General features: G+C 72.5%; 12 protein-coding genes and 2 pseudogenes. 8 read left to right on the top strand and 6 right to left on the bottom strand.

Features of this window, described 5'->3' with window-relative positions:
* Nucleotides 1-27 precede the first annotated feature (27 nt).
* On the top strand, nucleotides 28-1,053 hold the full coding sequence (locus tag BZZ08_RS06395) for an ornithine cyclodeaminase family protein (RefSeq protein WP_104631145.1): 1,026 nt from the start codon (nucleotides 28-30) through the stop codon (nucleotides 1,051-1,053).
* A gap of 87 nt (nucleotides 1,054-1,140) precedes the next feature.
* Here the strand turns inward: BZZ08_RS06395 and BZZ08_RS06390 are convergent, their stop codons facing one another.
* From BZZ08_RS06390 to BZZ08_RS06380, 3 genes are all read right to left on the bottom strand, one after another.
* Complete coding sequence (locus tag BZZ08_RS06390) at nucleotides 1,141-1,776, bottom strand: response regulator (RefSeq protein WP_104631144.1); 636 nt, start codon at nucleotides 1,774-1,776, stop codon at nucleotides 1,141-1,143.
* Nucleotides 1,776-2,951 (bottom strand): sensor histidine kinase, encoded by a 1,176-nt coding sequence (locus BZZ08_RS06385; protein ID WP_241965387.1) that lies wholly within the window; start codon nucleotides 2,949-2,951, stop codon nucleotides 1,776-1,778. The genes BZZ08_RS06390 and BZZ08_RS06385 overlap by 1 nt, the downstream gene beginning before the upstream one ends.
* Before the next feature lie 113 nt (nucleotides 2,952-3,064).
* Entirely contained in the window at nucleotides 3,065-3,727 is a 663-nt protein-coding gene (locus BZZ08_RS06380; protein ID WP_104631143.1) for a DedA family protein, read from the bottom strand.
* A 309-nt stretch (nucleotides 3,728-4,036) separates the two neighbouring features.
* Between BZZ08_RS06380 and BZZ08_RS06375 the strand changes: the two genes are divergently transcribed.
* From BZZ08_RS06375 to BZZ08_RS06355, 5 genes are read left to right on the top strand one after another with little or no spacing between them, the layout of a single operon-like run.
* Entirely contained in the window at nucleotides 4,037-5,170 is a 1,134-nt protein-coding gene (locus BZZ08_RS06375; protein ID WP_133169152.1) for a hypothetical protein, read from the top strand.
* On the top strand, nucleotides 5,167-5,901 hold the full coding sequence (locus tag BZZ08_RS06370) for a DUF6182 family protein (RefSeq protein WP_133169151.1): 735 nt from the start codon (nucleotides 5,167-5,169) through the stop codon (nucleotides 5,899-5,901). Before BZZ08_RS06375 ends, BZZ08_RS06370 begins: the two co-directional genes overlap by 4 nt.
* Nucleotides 5,901-7,526: a GH3 family domain-containing protein gene (locus tag BZZ08_RS06365; RefSeq protein ID WP_104631140.1), complete on the top strand. Its 1,626-nt coding sequence runs from the start codon at nucleotides 5,901-5,903 to the stop codon at nucleotides 7,524-7,526. The genes BZZ08_RS06370 and BZZ08_RS06365 overlap by 1 nt, the downstream gene beginning before the upstream one ends.
* A 31-nt stretch (nucleotides 7,527-7,557) precedes the next feature.
* On the top strand, nucleotides 7,558-9,897 hold the full coding sequence (locus tag BZZ08_RS06360) for a phosphotransferase (protein WP_104631139.1): 2,340 nt from the start codon (nucleotides 7,558-7,560) through the stop codon (nucleotides 9,895-9,897).
* Nucleotides 9,890-10,684 (top strand): hypothetical protein, encoded by a 795-nt coding sequence (locus tag BZZ08_RS06355; protein WP_104631138.1) that lies wholly within the window; start codon nucleotides 9,890-9,892, stop codon nucleotides 10,682-10,684. Before BZZ08_RS06360 ends, BZZ08_RS06355 begins: the two co-directional genes overlap by 8 nt.
* A gap of 100 nt (nucleotides 10,685-10,784) precedes the next feature.
* Here the strand turns inward: BZZ08_RS06355 and BZZ08_RS38510 are convergent.
* From BZZ08_RS38510 to BZZ08_RS06345, 3 genes and pseudogenes are all read right to left on the bottom strand, one after another.
* Nucleotides 10,785-10,898 (bottom strand): annotated as a pseudogene (locus BZZ08_RS38510) (HTH domain-containing protein); the annotation flags it as partial.
* Nucleotides 10,899-11,026: 128 nt separating this feature from the next.
* The gene (locus BZZ08_RS06350; RefSeq protein ID WP_104631137.1) at nucleotides 11,027-12,391 is read right to left on the bottom strand and encodes a class I SAM-dependent RNA methyltransferase; all 1,365 of its coding nucleotides are present in this window, start codon (nucleotides 12,389-12,391) and stop codon (nucleotides 11,027-11,029) included.
* A gap of 51 nt (nucleotides 12,392-12,442) precedes the next feature.
* On the bottom strand, nucleotides 12,443-14,521 hold the full coding sequence (locus BZZ08_RS06345; protein ID WP_104631136.1) for an APC family permease: 2,079 nt from the start codon (nucleotides 14,519-14,521) through the stop codon (nucleotides 12,443-12,445).
* 550 nt (nucleotides 14,522-15,071) lie between these two features.
* On the opposite strand from BZZ08_RS06345, the gene BZZ08_RS06340 reads away from it, so the two are divergent.
* Together BZZ08_RS06340 and BZZ08_RS06335 are read left to right on the top strand one after the other, a co-directional pair.
* On the top strand, nucleotides 15,072-15,743 hold the full coding sequence (locus tag BZZ08_RS06340) for a potassium channel family protein (RefSeq protein WP_104631135.1): 672 nt from the start codon (nucleotides 15,072-15,074) through the stop codon (nucleotides 15,741-15,743).
* Nucleotides 15,743-16,402, top strand: a pseudogene (locus BZZ08_RS06335) (potassium channel family protein); the annotation flags it as partial. The gene BZZ08_RS06340 and the pseudogene BZZ08_RS06335, both read left to right, overlap by 1 nt.
* Nucleotide 16,403 lies beyond the last annotated feature (1 nt).

Genomic DNA, 16,403 nt, shown 5'->3' with positions numbered 1-16,403 from the left:
AGGCGCGACGACAATCGAGGGGAGAAAATGGAGACCACGGTCCTCACCCGGCAGCATGTTGCCAAACTCGTCAAGGAGAGCGGCAACGACCGCTTCATGGACCGGATGATCGTCCGGCTCCAGGAGGCCTTCACCGCTCCGGACAAAGGCGTGAGCCCCACCCGGGACGGTTTTCTGCGCGGCCCGGGGAACACGGCCATCCTCGAGTGGATGCCGCACCATGATCCGGGGCGTTCCATAACGATCAAGACGGTGGCCTACACACCGTCGAACCCCGGCACGTTCCAGCTGCCCACCATCATCGGATCCCTCACGCGCTACGACGACGTGACGGGCCGTCTGCTGGCGGTGTGCGACGGCATCCTGCCCACCGCGATCCGCACCGGAGCCGCCTCGGCGATCGCCAGCAGGCTGCTGGCCCGTCCCGACAGCCGGGTCCTCGGCCTGGTCGGCGCCGGCGCCCAGGCGGTGACCCAGGCGCATGCGCTGAGCCGGGTGTTCCCGCTGGAGCAGATCCTGGTGCACGACATCGACCCGGACCACGCACGTTCGTTCGCGGACCGGGTGGACTTCCTGGACCTCGACATCAAGGTGGTGGAGCTGGCCGAGCTGGAGGCGGCGGCGGACATCATCTGCACCGTCACCTCCGTCGGCGTGGGCGACGGCCCGGTGCTGAGCGGCACGAACCTGCGGCCGCACGTGCACATCAACGCGATCGGGGCCGACCTCATCGGCAAGTTCGAGGTCCCGGTGCCCGTCCTGAAGTCGGCGTTCGTGACGCCGGACCACCTGGCGCAGGCGCTGCGGGAGGGAGAGTGCCAGCAGTTGGAGGAGGGCGACCTCGGGCCCGACCTCATGACGCTGTGCGCCGACCCGGAGACCGCGGCGCGGCACCGGGACGGTGTCACGGTCTTCGACTCGACGGGCTTCGGGCTGGAGGACCACGTGGCCCTCGACGTCCTGCTCGAACTCGCCGAGGAGGCCGGCATCGGCGACCGCGTCCAGATCGAGCACCTGCCGGACGACGCGCTGAACCCGTACTCGTTCCAGTGACGGGGTCCGAGTGACCGGTGAGCCGTCGGGCCGGTGACGACGACGTGCCGGGCGACGGGGACGACCCGACGCCCGGCTCGTCGCGTGTCAGGACTCCAGGTACCGCAGTACGGCCAGGATCCGGCGGTTGTAGCCGGTGGCGTGGCCGAGTTCGAGCTTGTCGAAGATCATGTTGAGGTTCTTCTCGACGGTGCTCATGGAGATGTGCAGCTTCTCCGAGATCGCCGCATTGGTGTGCCCCTGCGCCAGCGTCTCCAGGACGCTGCGCTCCCGAGGGGTCAGCCGGGCCAGCGGGTCGCTGTGGGTCGTGCGGATCACCAGTTGCCGTACAACCTCCGGGTCGATGGCGGCGCCGCCCGCCTCGATCCGTTCCAGGGCGTCGAGGAACTCCTCCACCTGGGCGACCCGGTCCTTCAGCAGGTAGCCGACCCGCTCCGCGTTCGAGGTGAGCAGCTGCGCCGCGTAGTTGCGCTCTATGTGCTGGGACAGGACGAGGACCCCGACGCCGGGCCACCGCTTGCGGATCTCCAGCGCCGCCCGCAGCCCCTCGTCCGTGTGGGTGGGAGGCATCCGGATGTCCACGACGACCATGTCCGGCCGCAGCTGCTCGATCTCCCGCAGGAGGGCGACGGCGTCGCCCACCGCGGCCAGGACCTCGTGGCCCTCCTCGCTGAGGAGGCGGACCAGCCCCTCCCGCAGCAGGGTCGAGTCCTCGGCCAGCATTACGCGCACGGCAGCTCCGCGGTGATCGTGGTGGGCCCCCCTGAGGGGCTGTGGACGTGCAGACGGCCGTCCAGGGCGCCGACCCGGCTGTGCAGCCCGGTCAGTCCGCTGCCCTCCGGCTTGGCGCCGCCGACGCCGTCGTCCTCGACCTGGACGACGAGGACCGGTCCGTACTTGCGGACGCTCACCTGGATCTCCGTGGCGGCCGAGTGCTTGGCGGCGTTGGTCACCGCCTCCGACACGACGAAGTACGCGGCGGTCTCCACGGAGGCGGGCAGCGGCTCGGCGAGCGCGAAGTCGGTCCTGATGGGGATGCTGCACCGCTCCGACACCCCGGCCAGCGCCTCCTGGAGCCCCAGGTTGTCCAGCGCCGTCGGATACACCCGCCAGGCCACTTCCCGCAGTTCCGTCAGGACGTCCTGGGACTCCTTGTGGGCCTGCTCCACCAGGCTGCGCGCCTGCTCGGGCGTGCGGCCGCCGCGACGGGCCCGCCCGAGGAGCATGGCCAGCGCGACCAGACGCTGCTGCACGCCGTCGTGCAGGTCCCGCTCGATGCGCCGGCGCTCGGTGTCGACGGCCTGGAGCACCGCCGCCCGGCTGGTGGCCAGCTCGTCGATGCGCCGCTGCATCAGCTCGCGCTCCGAGGGCCCGAAGCACTCGCGGGCCATCCGCGCGTCGAGCGCCTCCAGCGAGAACAGGCCCTGTACGTCCAGGAAGAGCAGCACCCCGCCGAGCACGACCTGGGTGACCAGTTCCCGGCCGTCGAGGGTGCCGCGGGCCAGACTCGCGACGAGCAGGCCCGCGAGGACGGCGCCGAAGGCGAGCAGGCCGAGCACCACGCCGGTGATCAGACCGGCGTAGGTACGGGCGGCGAGGTAGCGGAGGATGTGCTGGTCGGGCACGGGACGATCGGGGAAGGAGTCCCCGAAGAAGACCGAGCGGCGCCACCGTTCGAGGGCCGTCAGCCGCCGGGCTCCGGAGGTGAGGACGACGAACGCCCGGCGCCGGGTGCGCGGCCACAGCAGGAGCGGGCCGAGCGGGACACCGGCGACGACGAAGTACAGCAGTCCCAGCAGCGCGGTCAGGCAGCCGAGGAAGACGCCCGCGGCGCGCAGGGGCAGCGCCGGGGCGGGCTTCGCCGCGGGCTCGCCTCCCGGCAGCGCGGTTCCGGGCACCGTCGGAAGGGGTTGGATGGTCGTGTCCGCCGAATCCCCCTGCACGCTCGCTGAGCCTAGTGGGGCGGCGCAGCCGGGGCAAGATCGCTCGGTCCGGGTCAGGACGGGACTGGTCACGACGGGCGGCGGTGCTGGGCGGTGCCGCGCGAGCGCAGCCGGACCACGATGTAGAAGGCCAGGGCGAGGACCACCAGGACCAGGACGGCCTTGCTGAGCACACCCACGTAGTCGCCGACCTTGTCCCACTGGTCGCCCAGCCAGTACCCCGACAGGACGAGCACGGCGTTCCACACCAGTGAGCCCAGGCCGGTGAGGACCAGGAAGGTCGGCAGGGGCATGCGCTCCAGGCCGGCCGGCACGGAGATCAGGCTGCGGAAGATCGGCACCATGCGGCCGAGGAAGACGGCCTTGGTGCCGTGCTTGGCGAACCACTCCTCCGTCCGCTCCAGGTCGGAGGTCTTGACCAGCGGCAGCTTCGCCCAGATCGCGTACATCCGCTCACGGCCGACCAGTGCGCCGACCCAGTAGAGGACCGCGGCACCCACCACGGACCCCAGAGTGGTCCAGAAGAGGGCCGCGAACAGGCTGATGACTCCCTGCCCGGCGGCGAAGCCGGTCAACGGCAGGATGATCTCGCTCGGCAGCGGCGGGAAGAGGTTCTCCAGGGCGACAGCGAGGCCGGCACCGGGCGCACCCATGGCGTCCACCAGGTCGGCCGCCCAGCCCGCGATGCCGTCCGCGGGCTCCTGTGGCAGCGCAAGGATGATGTGGTCCATTCGAAGTCTCCAGGTACGAAGCGCACGCCGCGGGCCGGTGCCGCGATCCGTTGACCACGCTAGAAGTGCCAGCTCAGTGCCGGTATGCGGATAGCCGTCGAACTCGTGCGGTTTCCCCCACCTCGGACCCTGCGGTTTCCCGCAGGGTCCGAGGTGGGGGAAGGCGGGGAATTGGCAGCAAGGTGCCAGCGGAACGGCATTCGTTGGACGCCCTATTTCCGGTCTGGCTAATCTCGCCCCCCGTGCCCCTCAAGTCCCCTGGGAGAAAAAGGACTTGACTCTGCGCCCATCCGGACGAACGGCGTGACCATGCAGCTGACAGTCGCTCCCGCCACCGAGCTCGTCGTGGCACCGGTGACGATCACTCCGACCAAACCCCTCACCCCCACCCACGTCAAGGGCCTGCTGTGGACCGACGTACTCGTGAAGGCGAGCGCCCGGACCGACGGGGTGCGGCTGGTCTGGAACAACCGCATGGCCACCGTCACCACCCAGGCGACGGCCTTCTGGCACCACCTCGAGCTGACCGAGCCGCACACCGACTGGAGCCGCGAGTCGGAGACGGCGATCGGCGACCGGTACGTCCGCTTCCACGGCGAACGCCGGACGGCCGACCCCGAGGCGGTGGGCGTGCGCCTGACCCGCGCCGACCGCGACGGCTGGATCCACCCGGCCGGGCTCCGCATGCTGCAACTGTGGCAGGCCCAGCTGGACCTGCTGGGTGTCGGCGACCTCGGACTCACCACCGACCGTCCGCTCGCCACCACGGCCGGGACCATGCTCGACACCCTCGCCGCCCGGGGCCTGCTGCTCGACCACCGGCGCTACGGCGGCGCGGTCCACCTCGACGGTCCCCGCTGGGGCCTGCCGCTGCGCCAGTTGGTCGGCGCCGACGGCCACCCCAACTACCTGCTGCCGATCCTGCGCGAGCTGATCCCGATGATCGGCCCGCGACGGCGGTTCCTGCTCATCCACGACGACGGCATCACCGCCGACTACCTGCTCCTGGAGAGAGTCCTGGCCGAGTTCGGCGCGCGCACCGCACGTCTCTCCCTGAGCCGGGTGCCCGTGGGCGGGACGGCGCGATCCAGCCGGTACGGCGGCTGGCGGGGCTCGACCCTCGGCGACCTGTCGGCCACCTCGGGCTCCGCGGACCGGGCGGCCTACCGGCTGGGCATGCGGCTGTACTTCGTCGGTACCCTGCACCGGCGCTCCGCCCAGCCGTTCCGGATGGGGCTGCTGCGCCGTTGCGTGGGGCGCGCGGCCCGGCTGCTCGACCGCGCGGCCGCCGGCGACGCGGACCCGGACCGGTGGAACGCCGCTGATCCGCTGGCCCGGCTCCGGGCACCGCACGGATACGTCGACCCCTACCGGCTGACCGCGTCCCTGCTCGGCGGGACCGGCGTCCCTCCCACCCCCGAGATCAGGGCGATCTACACATGAGCGCTCCATGGGCCCTGCGTCCCACCGACGCCGAGGTGCTGGCCGCCGCGGCGCGGGCCAGGGTCAGGGCGGTCCGCGCGGGGCTGGCGGGCAGCGGCCTCCCGGCCCCGCGGGAGCTGACCGCGGTCGTCGTCGTGGAGGACATCGACCCGGCCGCGTTCGTCGCCGGCGCCGCCTCGTTCGCGCTGGCGCTGGAGCCCGGCGTGCGGTCGGGCTGGTACTCCGCCTTCACCCGCACCGTCTTCCTCGCCGGGCGGCCCGGCAGCGTCGCCGGCCGTCATCCGCACCGCCGTCTCGCCCCCGGCGGCGGCCTCGCCTGGTACGGCCCGGCCACCCGACGCGAGCTGTCCGCCCTGTCGCGGATGCTGCGCGCCTTCCAGGGCCCGTTCCCGGTCGAGGTGCCCTCGGGGCCGCTCGCCGTGCGCGTGCCCGGGCGGCCCTCGGGACACCGGGTGGAGATGACGGTGGCCACCGGCGGGGTCCGCAGCGACGCGTACCTGGTGCACGTCCACCACCTGGTCACCGAGGCGGTGTTGCGCGGGCTGGTCGGGCCCGGCGACGCCGTCCGGGTGGAACACCGGGACGTACTCGACCCCCGGGACTTCCGTGCCGCCCTCGACCCGGGCCGCGCCGCCACGGTCCAGACCCGCATCTCCCGCGACGGCACCGACCACGACCGGCTGCGCCTGTACGGCGTACTCATCCCGAACCGCGACCGAGGAGGCCACTGATGGAGGCCGCACGCGTACAGGCGGCGCACCGCCGGCTCTTGGACAGCCTGGACCGGCCCGAGGAGACCCAACGCGAGCTGCTCACCCGGATCCTGGAGCAGAACGCCGGCACCGCGTTCGGCCACGAGCACGGGCTGGCCGGCGTCCGTACCGTCGACGAGCTGCGCCGGGCGGTGCCGATCCGCACCCATGAGGCGCTGATGCCGTGGATCGAGCGGGCGATGGACGGCGAACACCGCGTGCTGACGGCCGACGACCCGGTGGTGTACTTCTCCTCCAGCGGCAGCACGGGCCGCGAGAAGCACATCCCGGTGACCCGCACCTACATGCGGGAGACCTTCCTGCCCTTCTACCACGCCGCCTTCGCCCCGCTGCTCGGCACGCTGCCCGGCTCGGCGACCGCGCCGGACGGAGTGCTGAACCTGTGGCAGGACCCGACCGCGCCCGCGGCCCGCACCCGCAAGGGCCAGCCGCACATCGGCTCCAGCCAGGTCGACTACCGGCGGTTCGGCGAGGACTCGGCCGTCGGACCGGGCAACGACGCCTCCTGGAGCCGGATTCCCGAGGCGCTCGCCTCGGCCGACCCCTGGGAGCGCGCCTACTTCAAGCTCCGGCTCGCCGCCGCGCAGGACATCCGCGTCGTCATCGGCATCAACCCCGCGATGGTCGCCGCCCTGCCCTACCAACTGCGCACCTCGTGGCCCAGGCTGGTCGAGGACATCCGGGCCGGCACGCTCGGCGGCCGGCCGCACACCTCACCCGACCCGGAACGCGCCGACGAGATCGCGCGGTACGCCGCGGCGTTCGGCACCGTGCTGCCCCAGCATCTGTGGCCGCGGCTGACCGCCGTCCTCGTCTGGAACAGCGCCCTCGCCTCCCTCTACCTCCCCCGCGTACGGGAGACCTACGGGCCCGGTGTCCAGCTCTTCGCGGCGCCCGTCGCGTCCTGCGAGGGACCGGCCGCCGTACCGGTGGACCGGCACCCCGGCGGCGCGCCGCTCTATCTGCCCGGCTGCGTCTACGAGTTCGTCCCGGCCGACGGCCCCCTGTCGGCCGACAGCGAGACCCTGCTGCCGACCGAGCTGGAGGAGGGAGCCGACTACCACCTCGTGCTCAGCCACATCGGCGGGCTGTACCGGTGCGCCGTCAATGACGTGGTCCGGGTCGTCGGCCGGGTCGGGCGCACTCCGCGCGTCGAGTACGCGGGCCGGAACGTCGTCCGGTCCGCCGCCGGCGAGCGGCTCTCGGAGGCCGTGACGGTCCGCGCCCTCGGCGCCGCCTGCCGGGACACCGGGGCGGAGATCCGCAACGCCACCTGTCGCCTGGCCCCCGGGCCGCCGGGCCGCTACCAGGTCGCGGTGGCCTTCGCGGGGCCTCCGGTGGCGGACCTGGCCGGCGCGCTGGACGCGCGGCTGGCGCGGCACTGCCCGGGGTACGGGGCCGGCCGCCGGTCCGGACGGATCGCCCCCGTCGAGGTGATCACCGTCCACGAGGACGCCTTCCTGGTCGAGTGGGAGCGCGCGGTACGCGGTGGACAGCGACCGCCCCGCGTCAAGGACCGGGTCTTCCAGCCCTCCGAGGACGCCTGGGCGCGCATCACGTCCACCCGGCCGCAGGCGGCCTGATGCAGACGCCGACCCACGAGACGAGGGACCTATGAGCGACGTCATTCCGGGCCGGGGGCAGTACTCCGAGGAGGCCCGCAGGCAACGGCTGCGCTGGCTGCGGGAGCGCGGCGGCACCGCGCTCGCCTCGCTGGAGAGCACCGGCCTCGCGGCCCGGAACCTGATGGGCAACGTGGAGAACTTCGTCGGCTCCGTGGAGGTGCCGGTGGGTCTCGCCGGCCCGCTGCTGTTCGCCGGGGACGCGGCCCGGGACAGCGTCGTGGCCCCGCTCGCCACCACCGAGGGCGCGTTGGTGGCCTCCGCGTCCCGGGGCGCGCGGGCGCTGACCGCGTCCGGCGGCGTGGTGACGAAGGTGCTGTCGCAGCGCATGACCCGGGCGCCCGTCCTGGAGTTCGACGACCTCAACGCCGCGCACCGGTTCACGGGCTGGCTGCGGGAGCAGCGCGGACTGCTGGAGGAGCAGGTCCGCATGGTGTCCCGGCACACCCGGCTGATCGACGTCGAGCCCTACCAGATCGGCCGCTATCTGCACCTGCGCTGTGTGTTCGAGACGGCCGACGCGGCCGGCCAGAACATGACGACGGCGGCCACCTGGCAGATCCTGCGCCGGCTGACCGAGGCCGTCGCCGACGACGCGGGCATGCGCCCGGTGAACTCCCTGCTGGAGGGCAACCTGAGCAGCGACAAGAAGGTGGCCGTCACCTCCCTGCTCACCGGGCGCGGGACCCGGGTGACGGCGGAGTGCCGGGTGCGCCGCGACGCGGTGACCGGCGTTCTGAAGACCACGCCGGAGGCCATGGTCAAGGGCCATGTGGCGACGGTCCTCGGGGCCCAGCAGGCCGGGATGGTCGGCTACGGCGTGAACGCGGCGAACATCGTCGCGGCCCTGTTCCTCGCCACGGGCCAGGACGCGGCCTGCGTCCACGAGTCGGGCGCGTCGATCTTCTCGATGGAGACGGACGGTGACGATCTCGTCGCCACCCTGCTGCTGCCCAACCTGGTGGTGGGCACCGTGGGCGGCGGCACCGCGCTGCCGCACCAGCGCGACCTCCTCACCCTGCTGGGTTGCGCGGGCACGGGTGGAGCGCGTCGGTTCGCGGAGATCGTGGCCGGGTTCGCCCTCGCCCTGGACGTGTCCACCATGGCGGCGGTGGTCAGCGGCCAGTTCGCGGCCGCGCACCAGCGCCTCGGCCGGGCCCGGCGCGTCGACTGGCTCCAGCCGGGCGACCTGGACGCCGCCCTGTTGCAGCCCCTGCTCGCACAGGGCACCGGCGACCCCCGACTGCACATCACTCGCGTGACCCAGGGACCCAGGCTGCGGGGCGACGGCATCTCCAGCGAGCTGGGCGCACTGGCCGAGCGGCGCAAGCTGACCGGCCTGTACCCGCTGAGCGTCGGCTGGAACGCGGCCGACGGGTCCACCGGCGCCGAGCTGGTGGCAAAGGTCAAGTCGCGCGGGGACGAGATCGTCGGCGGCGTGGCGAAGCTGTTCTCGGTGTGCGGGCCGGAGCTGGACGCGGCCTGGCAACGCTGGGGCGCCGACACCGTGTTCACCGACGCCCACCGCCGGGAACTGGCGGTGTACCGGCGCGGGGAGCCCGTCCTCAAGGACTTGCTGCCGCACTGCTACGGGCTCCTGGAGGACGACGAGCGCGAGGCGTACGTCATCCTCATGGAACGGCTGCCCGACGACGGTGGTCCGTGGAACGCCGCCCGGACCGACCAGGCGCTGCGTGCCGTCGGCGCCGTCCACGGGCACTGGCTCGGCCGCGACCAGGAGGTCCTGGCCGAGGGCTGGCTGCACCACGTGCCCGATCCCCCGCAGCTGGCGAAGGCACGGGAGCTGTGGGCGGCGCTGGTGCGCCATGCCGCGGCCGAGCTTCCCGAACTGCTCGGCGCCCACCGCCGGGACGTCCTGCTCGGCGTGGTCGAGGACGCCGAGCGCTGGACGCAGGAACTGCACGCGATGCCCCGCACCCTGGTCCACAACGACTTCAACCCGCGCAACCTCGCGGTGCGGGAGGGGAGGATCGTGGTGTACGACTGGGAACTCGCCACCGTCGGACCGCCTCAGCGGGACGCCGTCGAACTGCTGGCGTTCACCGCCGGCCCCAACGTCACGGCGGAGGAGGTGGACCGCTTCCTCGACGTGCACGCGCGGGCGGTGGCCTCGGTGTCGCCCCGGGCGGCACGGCTCGTCGCGGACTCCGACTGGAGGCGTGGACACCGGCTGGCGCTGCGGGAGTTCCTGATGACCCGGCTCGCGCTCTACGCGGCCGGGAACACCCAGCGCGAGTTCGCGTTCCTGCCGGAGGTCGTGGCGACCGCGTTCCGGCTGTGGGACATCGAAGAGACCCGGGACGGTGGGTGAGGTGCGCGTCGCCCTCGTCGGCATCGACGGAACCGGGAAGACGACTGTGCTCCGCCGCCTCCGCGAACGGGACGGCGTCGGGGTCGTGCACGCCGTGCGGGGGCACGAGAACCCGGACAATCCGGGCGCCGGGCTGTCCGCGGCGCTGGCCGGCGCCTCCTCCGCGGCGGACGAGGTGGGCCACGTCCAGCTCAAGGTCTGTGTCCTGTACCTCCAGCTGTGCCTGTTCGGTCCGGCGGAGGGGCACGCGGCGGCCGGCGGCCGGACCGTCCTCGCCGACCGGCACCCGCTCGTCGACCCTCTGGTGTACCTGCCCCTGTTCGCCCGCGCCCGGCGGGAGGACGAGCCCGGTTCCGACGTGGACGCCTGGTGGCGCAAGCAGGACCCGGACGCCGCACGGGCGGTGCGCGACTGGCTGCGGACCCGCACCGGGGACACGGACGCCTGGGCGGCGGGCACCGAGGTGCTGCGCTGGGGCACCCTTCCCCCGGACACCCTGTCCACGACCCTCGCCCGCCACTTCGGCGTCAGCCTCCCGGACGGTGTCCTCCTCCTCGACCTGCCCGTCTCCGAAGCCCTTCGCCGCACCGGGCAACGCCCCCGCGGCGGCGAACTCCACGAGACCGAGACGTTCCTCACGGCGACCCGGGAGCGCTACGACACCGTGCTGGAGCACCTCTCCCGCACCCGCCCCGACCTGACGGTACGCCGGCTGCCCTGCTCGGGGCGTTCCGTGGCCGAGGTGGCCGCCGAGGTGCGCGCCGCCGTCGCGGCCTTGTCCTCGTAGTCGTCCCCGGAGCCCCCGCCGGACAACCTGATACCGAGCGGGGCAGGCAGCGCCTCCCGTCGGCCCACGGGAGGCGACGAGGAGCTCCGGGCCGGTGGCGACCGTGACGCCCGCGCTCCGCGTAGACCGGGACCCCCGCCGCGGAGAGCGCCTCCATGCCGCGCAGCACCGTCCGGGCCGACACCTCCGGCTCACAGGCACCAGGCTTCCTCACAGAACGTCAGAGCACGGCGGATGCCGAAGCGATGGGCGTGCGCAGTGTCATGAACCGAATGGCGCAGGCGCGGCAACGCAACGTGGTCAACCCGGTGTCGTGGTCGGTCGAGATGGCAAAAGCCCAGGTCAGCTGCCCTTGCCCGCAGGCTCCAGAATCGCCACGCACTCCACATGGTGCGTCATCGGGAACAGGTCGAACACCCGCAGCATCCGCACCCGGTACCCGCCGTCCCGGAAGTACCCCAGGTCCCGGGCCAGCGCGGCCGGGTCGCAGGCCACGTAGGCGATCCGGCGGGCGCCCAGGGTCGACAGGTGCTCCACCGTCTTGCGGCCGGCGCCCGCGCGGGGCGGGTCGAGGACGATGAGGTCGACCTCGTCGATGCCGGTGCGGGGCAGGACGGACTCGACCTTGCCCTGCTCGATGCGGACGCGGTCGAAGGCGGCGAGGTTGTGGCGGGCGTCCTCGACGGCGCGCTTGCCGGACTCGATGCCGAGGACCGCGCCCTGGTCGCCGACGCGGTCGGCCAGGGCGCCGGCGAAGAGGCCGACGCCGCAGTAGAGGTCCAGGGCCATGTCGCCCTTGCGGGGCAGCAGGCCCTGCATGACCGCCGTCACCAGGGTGTCGGCGGCCTTCGGGTGGACCTGCCAGAAGCCGCCGGAGCCGACCCGGTACGTGCGGCCGTCGGCGCGCTCGCGCACGAAGGGGCGGCCGTGGACGCGGTGGACGCCGCCGTCCTTCTCACCGACGCGCATGACCGAGACCGGGCGGTCCAGTTCCACGATGGGCAGGCGGGCACCGGGGCGCGGGGTGAGGATGACCTGGCGGTCCTGGGAACCGGTCGCGGCGATGGCCTCGACGGACTCCATGCCCGTCCAGTCCCGCGCCTCGATGCCCAGCTCGCTGACGCCCTCCGCCGCGATCATGCAGTGGTCGACCGGCTCGACCTCGTGGGAGCGGTGCTTGCGCAGGCCCGCGCGGCCCTCCGCGTCCACCGCGTACTGCACGCGCGTGCGCCACGACGGGACCTGGCCCGCGGGCACCTTGTCGCCCTCGGCCGGCATCACCGTGCCGTCCCAGCCGGCCTCCTCGGGGGTGAGGCCCGCCAGGCGCTGGAGCTGCTCGACGACGACCTCGCCCTTCAGGCGGCGCTGCGCTCCCGGCTTGGCGTGCTGCCAGTCGCAGCCGCCGCAGCGGCCGGGGCCCGAGAAGGGGCAGGGGGCCTCGATGCGGTCCTTGGAGGGGTCCAGGATCTCGACCGCGTCCGCGCGCAGGAAGCGGGCCCCCTCCTCGCCCTCCGTCACCCGGGCGACGACCCGCTCGCCGGGCAGCGTGTGCCGGACGAACAGCACCTGCCCCTCGGACGTGCGGGCGATGCAGTGGCCGCCGTGGGCGACGGGGCCGACCTCGACCTCGTACTCCTCCCCCACGAGCGAGACCGGCTGCGCGACCGCCCGGGACTCCGCCTGCGACTTGTTCGGTTCTGCCTGCATGGCGGGGTGACTCCAGAGAACGGGGACGACAAAGGACAACAGCCGACCAGTCTACGTGGACGAGGAGGAGTCCTTCGTACGGTCCCGGTCCCGGTCGTGGTGCTGGGCCGGGCCCCGCCGGACCGCGCCGGGCGCGCTCCACTCCTGGCGCTTGCGGGCCCGGCGCCTGGCGGCCTCGGAGGACTCCAGCTGGTACGGGACGGACGTGACCATGACGCCGGGCGTGAACAGCAGGCGGCCCTTGAGGCGCAGGGCGCTCTGGTTGTGCAGCAGGTGCTCGTACCAGTGGCCGACCACATACTCGGGGATGATGACGGAGACCGCGTCGCGCGGGGACTCCTTGCGCAGGCCTTTGACGTACTCGATGACCGGCCGGGTGATCTCGCGGTACGGCGAGTCCAGGACCTTCAGCGGTACGGCGATGCCGCGGCGCTCCCACTCCTCGCGCAGCGCCTTCGTCTCGACCGGGTCGACGTTGACGCTGAGCGCCTCCAGGCTGTCGGAGCGCATGAGCTTGGCGTAGGCCAGGGCGCGGAGCGTGGGCCGGTGGATCTTGGAGATCAGGACCACCGAGTGGACGCGGGAGGGGCGCACCATGTCGTCGCTCTGGGCCTCCTCGGGGTCCTCCGGGGCCGCGATCTCCTCGGCGACGCGGTCGTAGTGCTTGCGGATCGCCGTCATGGTCGCGAAGAAGATGCACATGCCGAGCAGCGCGACCCAGGCGCCGTGCGTGAACTTGGTCGCCAGGACCACGACCAGGACGAGGCCGGTGAAGAAGGCGCCGAAGGTGTTGATCGCACGGGAGCGCACCATGTGGCGGCGCTTGGACTGGTCCCGCTCGGTGGCCAGGTTACGGTTCCAGTGCCGGACCATGCCGATCTGGCTGAGCGTGAAGGACACGAAGACGCCGACGATGTAGAGCTGGATCAGGCGGGTCGAGTCGGCGCCGTAGACGACGACCAGGAGCATGGCGGCGCCGGCGAGGAGCACGATGCCGTTGGAGAAGGCCAGCCGGTCGCCGCGGGTGTGCAGCTGGCGCGGCAGGTAGCGGTCCTGGGCGAGGATCGAGCCGAGCAGCGGGAAGCCGTTGTAGGCGGTGTTGGCGGCGAGGAAGAGGACCAGCGCGGTGGCGGCGGCGAGCACGACGAACAGGAAGCTGCCCTCGCCGAAGACCGCCTCGGCGACCTGGGAGATCACCGGGTGCTGGACGTAGTCGGAGCCGACCGCGACGCCGCCGTGGAACAGCTCGGTGGCCGGGTTCTCCGACATGCGGACGTCGGTCGCGGACGCCAGCGCGATGATGCCGCAGAACATGGTGACGGCGAGCAGGCCCATCATCGCGAGGGTGTTCCCCGCGTTCTTCGACTTGGGCTTGCGGAAGGCCGGGACGCCGTTGGAGATCGCCTCGACGCCGGTGAGCGCGGCGCAGCCGGAGGAGAAGGCGCGCAGGAGGAGGAAGATCAGGGCGAAGCCGGCCAGGCCGCCGTGCTCCGGCTTGATCTGGTAGTCCGCCGTCGGCGCACGCATGGTGTCGCCCAGCACCAGGCCGCGGAACGCGCCCCACGCGATCATGATGAAGACGCCCGCGACGAAGACGTACGTCGGGATCGCGAACAGGGTGCCCGACTCCCGGACCCCGCGCAGGTTCATCAGCGTCAGCAGCAGGATCACGGCGACCGCGCACAGAACCTTGTGCTCGACGACGAAGGGGATCGCCGAGCCGAGGTTCTCGATGCCGGAGGAGATGGAGACGGCGACGGTCAGCACGTAGTCGACCAGCAGGGCGCTGGCGACGGTCAGACCGGCCTTGGGGCCGAGGTTGGTGGTGGCCACCTCGTAGTCGCCGCCGCCGCTCGGGTAGGCGTGCACGTTCTGGCGGTAGGAGGCGACCACGGTGAACATCAGGACCACGACCGCGACCGCGATCCAGGGGCTGAAGTGGTACGCCGACACGCCCGCGATGGACAGGACGAGCAGCACCTCGCCGGGCGCGTACGCCACGGAGGACAGCGGGTCGGAGGCGAACACGGGGAGGGCGATGCGCTTCGGCAGGAGCGTTTCGCCCAGCCGGTCGCTGCGCAGTGCGCGCCCGATCAGGATCCGCTTGGGCACGTCGGTCAGTTTGGACACAACAGAGGATCGTAAGCGTTCGAACGGGCGGCCGCCCAACCGCCACCCCCGATCCGTCCGCAGTCTGCTCTACGGGTGAATTCGGGGAGCGCTCCGGCTGCGGATTCCGCAGGTGACGGGGTTCGCATGTCTATATGACTGCTTACCCGACAAGCACCGTCCGGTTTCCGGCCGTTGCCGCCCCTGGAGGTCCCATGCACCTGAGCGCAGAGCTGATCGGCGGCGCCATCACGCTCGTCGGCCTCGGAATCCTGACGGTCGCCAGCATCCGGAGCATCTGCCGCCGGGGGTCGTCCGCCAGGGGGTGAGACGGCTCCTGCGGGCCCGAGCGGCTTGCCGATACGTTGGATCCGGACGCCGATACGTTGGCTCCGGGCGGGGGAACCCGGCCTCCCGGGCCCCTAGCGGCGTCAGCGTCGGTGCGCACCGGCATGATGTTCCCCTGCGGCCCGCACTCCGGCCGCGACGTGTCGCCAGGCGAGCCGAAAGAGAGACATGAGCACGACATCCACTAAGGCCGACGGGCCCGCAGGAAGCGCGGTGTGAGGCGATGCATATTGTCATCATGGGCTGCGGGCGCGTGGGCTCCGCGCTCGCCCAGACCCTGGAGCAGCAGGGGCACACGGTCGCCGTGATCGACCGGGACCCCACCGCCTTCCGACGCCTCGGATCCTCGTTCGGCGGCCGCCGGGTCACCGGCATCGGTTTCGACCAGGACACCCTGCGCGAGGCGGGGGTGGAGGAGGCCGGCGCCTTCGCCGCCGTCTCCAGCGGCGACAACTCGAACATCATCGCCGCCCGCGTGGCGCGCGAGATGTTCGGCGTGGAGAACGTCGCCGCGCGGATCTACGACCCGCGCCGCGCCGAGGTCTACCAGCGCCTGGGCATCCCCACCGTGGCCACCGTCCGCTGGACGGCCGACCAGATGCTGCGCCGGCTGCTGCCCTCGGGTGCCGAGCCGCTGTGGCGCGACCCCACCGGGGGCGTCCAGCTCGCCGAGGTGCACACCTCCTCGGCCTGGGTCGGGTACAAGATCAGCCGGCTCCAGGAGGAGACGGGCGTGCGGGTGGCGTTCGTCACCCGGCTCGGGGAGGCGATCCTGCCGTCCTCGCAGACCGTCCTTCAGGACGGTGACCTCGTGCACGTAATGATGCGCACCGACGAGGTCGACAAGGTCGAGGCGGCGTTCGCCAAGGGTCCCGAAGAGGAGGGCGGTCACTGATGAGGGTCGCCATTGCCGGAGCCGGTGCGGTCGGCCGTTCGATCGCGGGCGAACTGCTGGAGAACGGCCACGAGGTCCTGCTCATCGACAAGGCGCCGACGGCCATCTCGGTCGAGCGCGTCCCGATGGCGGAGTGGCTGCTCGCCGACGCGTGCGAGATCACGTCCCTGGACGAGGCGGCGCTCCAGCGCTGCAACGTCGTCATCGCCGCGACGGGCGACGACAAGGTCAACCTCGTCGTCTCCCTACTGGCCAAGACGGAGTACGGCGTCCCGCGCGTCGTCGCGCGGGTGAACAACCCGAAGAACGAGTGGCTCTTCAACGAGTCCTGGGGCGTCGACGTGGCCGTCTCCACCCCGCGGCTGATGTCCGCCCTGGTCGAGGAGGCGGTGAGCGTCGGCGACCTGGTCCGGCTGCTGCGCTTCAGCCACGGCGACGCCAACCTGGTCGAGCTGACGCTGCCGGAGGAGTCGGCCCTGGCCGGTACCCAGGTCGGCGACGTCCAGTGGCCCGAGGACACCTCGCTGGTGACGATCATCCGCGGCACCCGGGTGCTGACGCCCTCCCGGGAGGACTCCCTGGAGGCGGGCGACGAGCTGCTCTTCGTCGCCGCGCAGGCCCGTGAGGAGCAGCTGGAGGACCTGCTGTCGGCCCGGCGGC

This window comes from Streptomyces sp. MH60 (assembly GCF_002939385.1).
Lineage (GTDB): Bacteria > Actinomycetota > Actinomycetes > Streptomycetales > Streptomycetaceae > Streptomyces.
The sequence above is the reverse complement of the archived record's forward strand: the minus strand, read 5'-3'. Positions and strand labels throughout refer to the sequence as shown.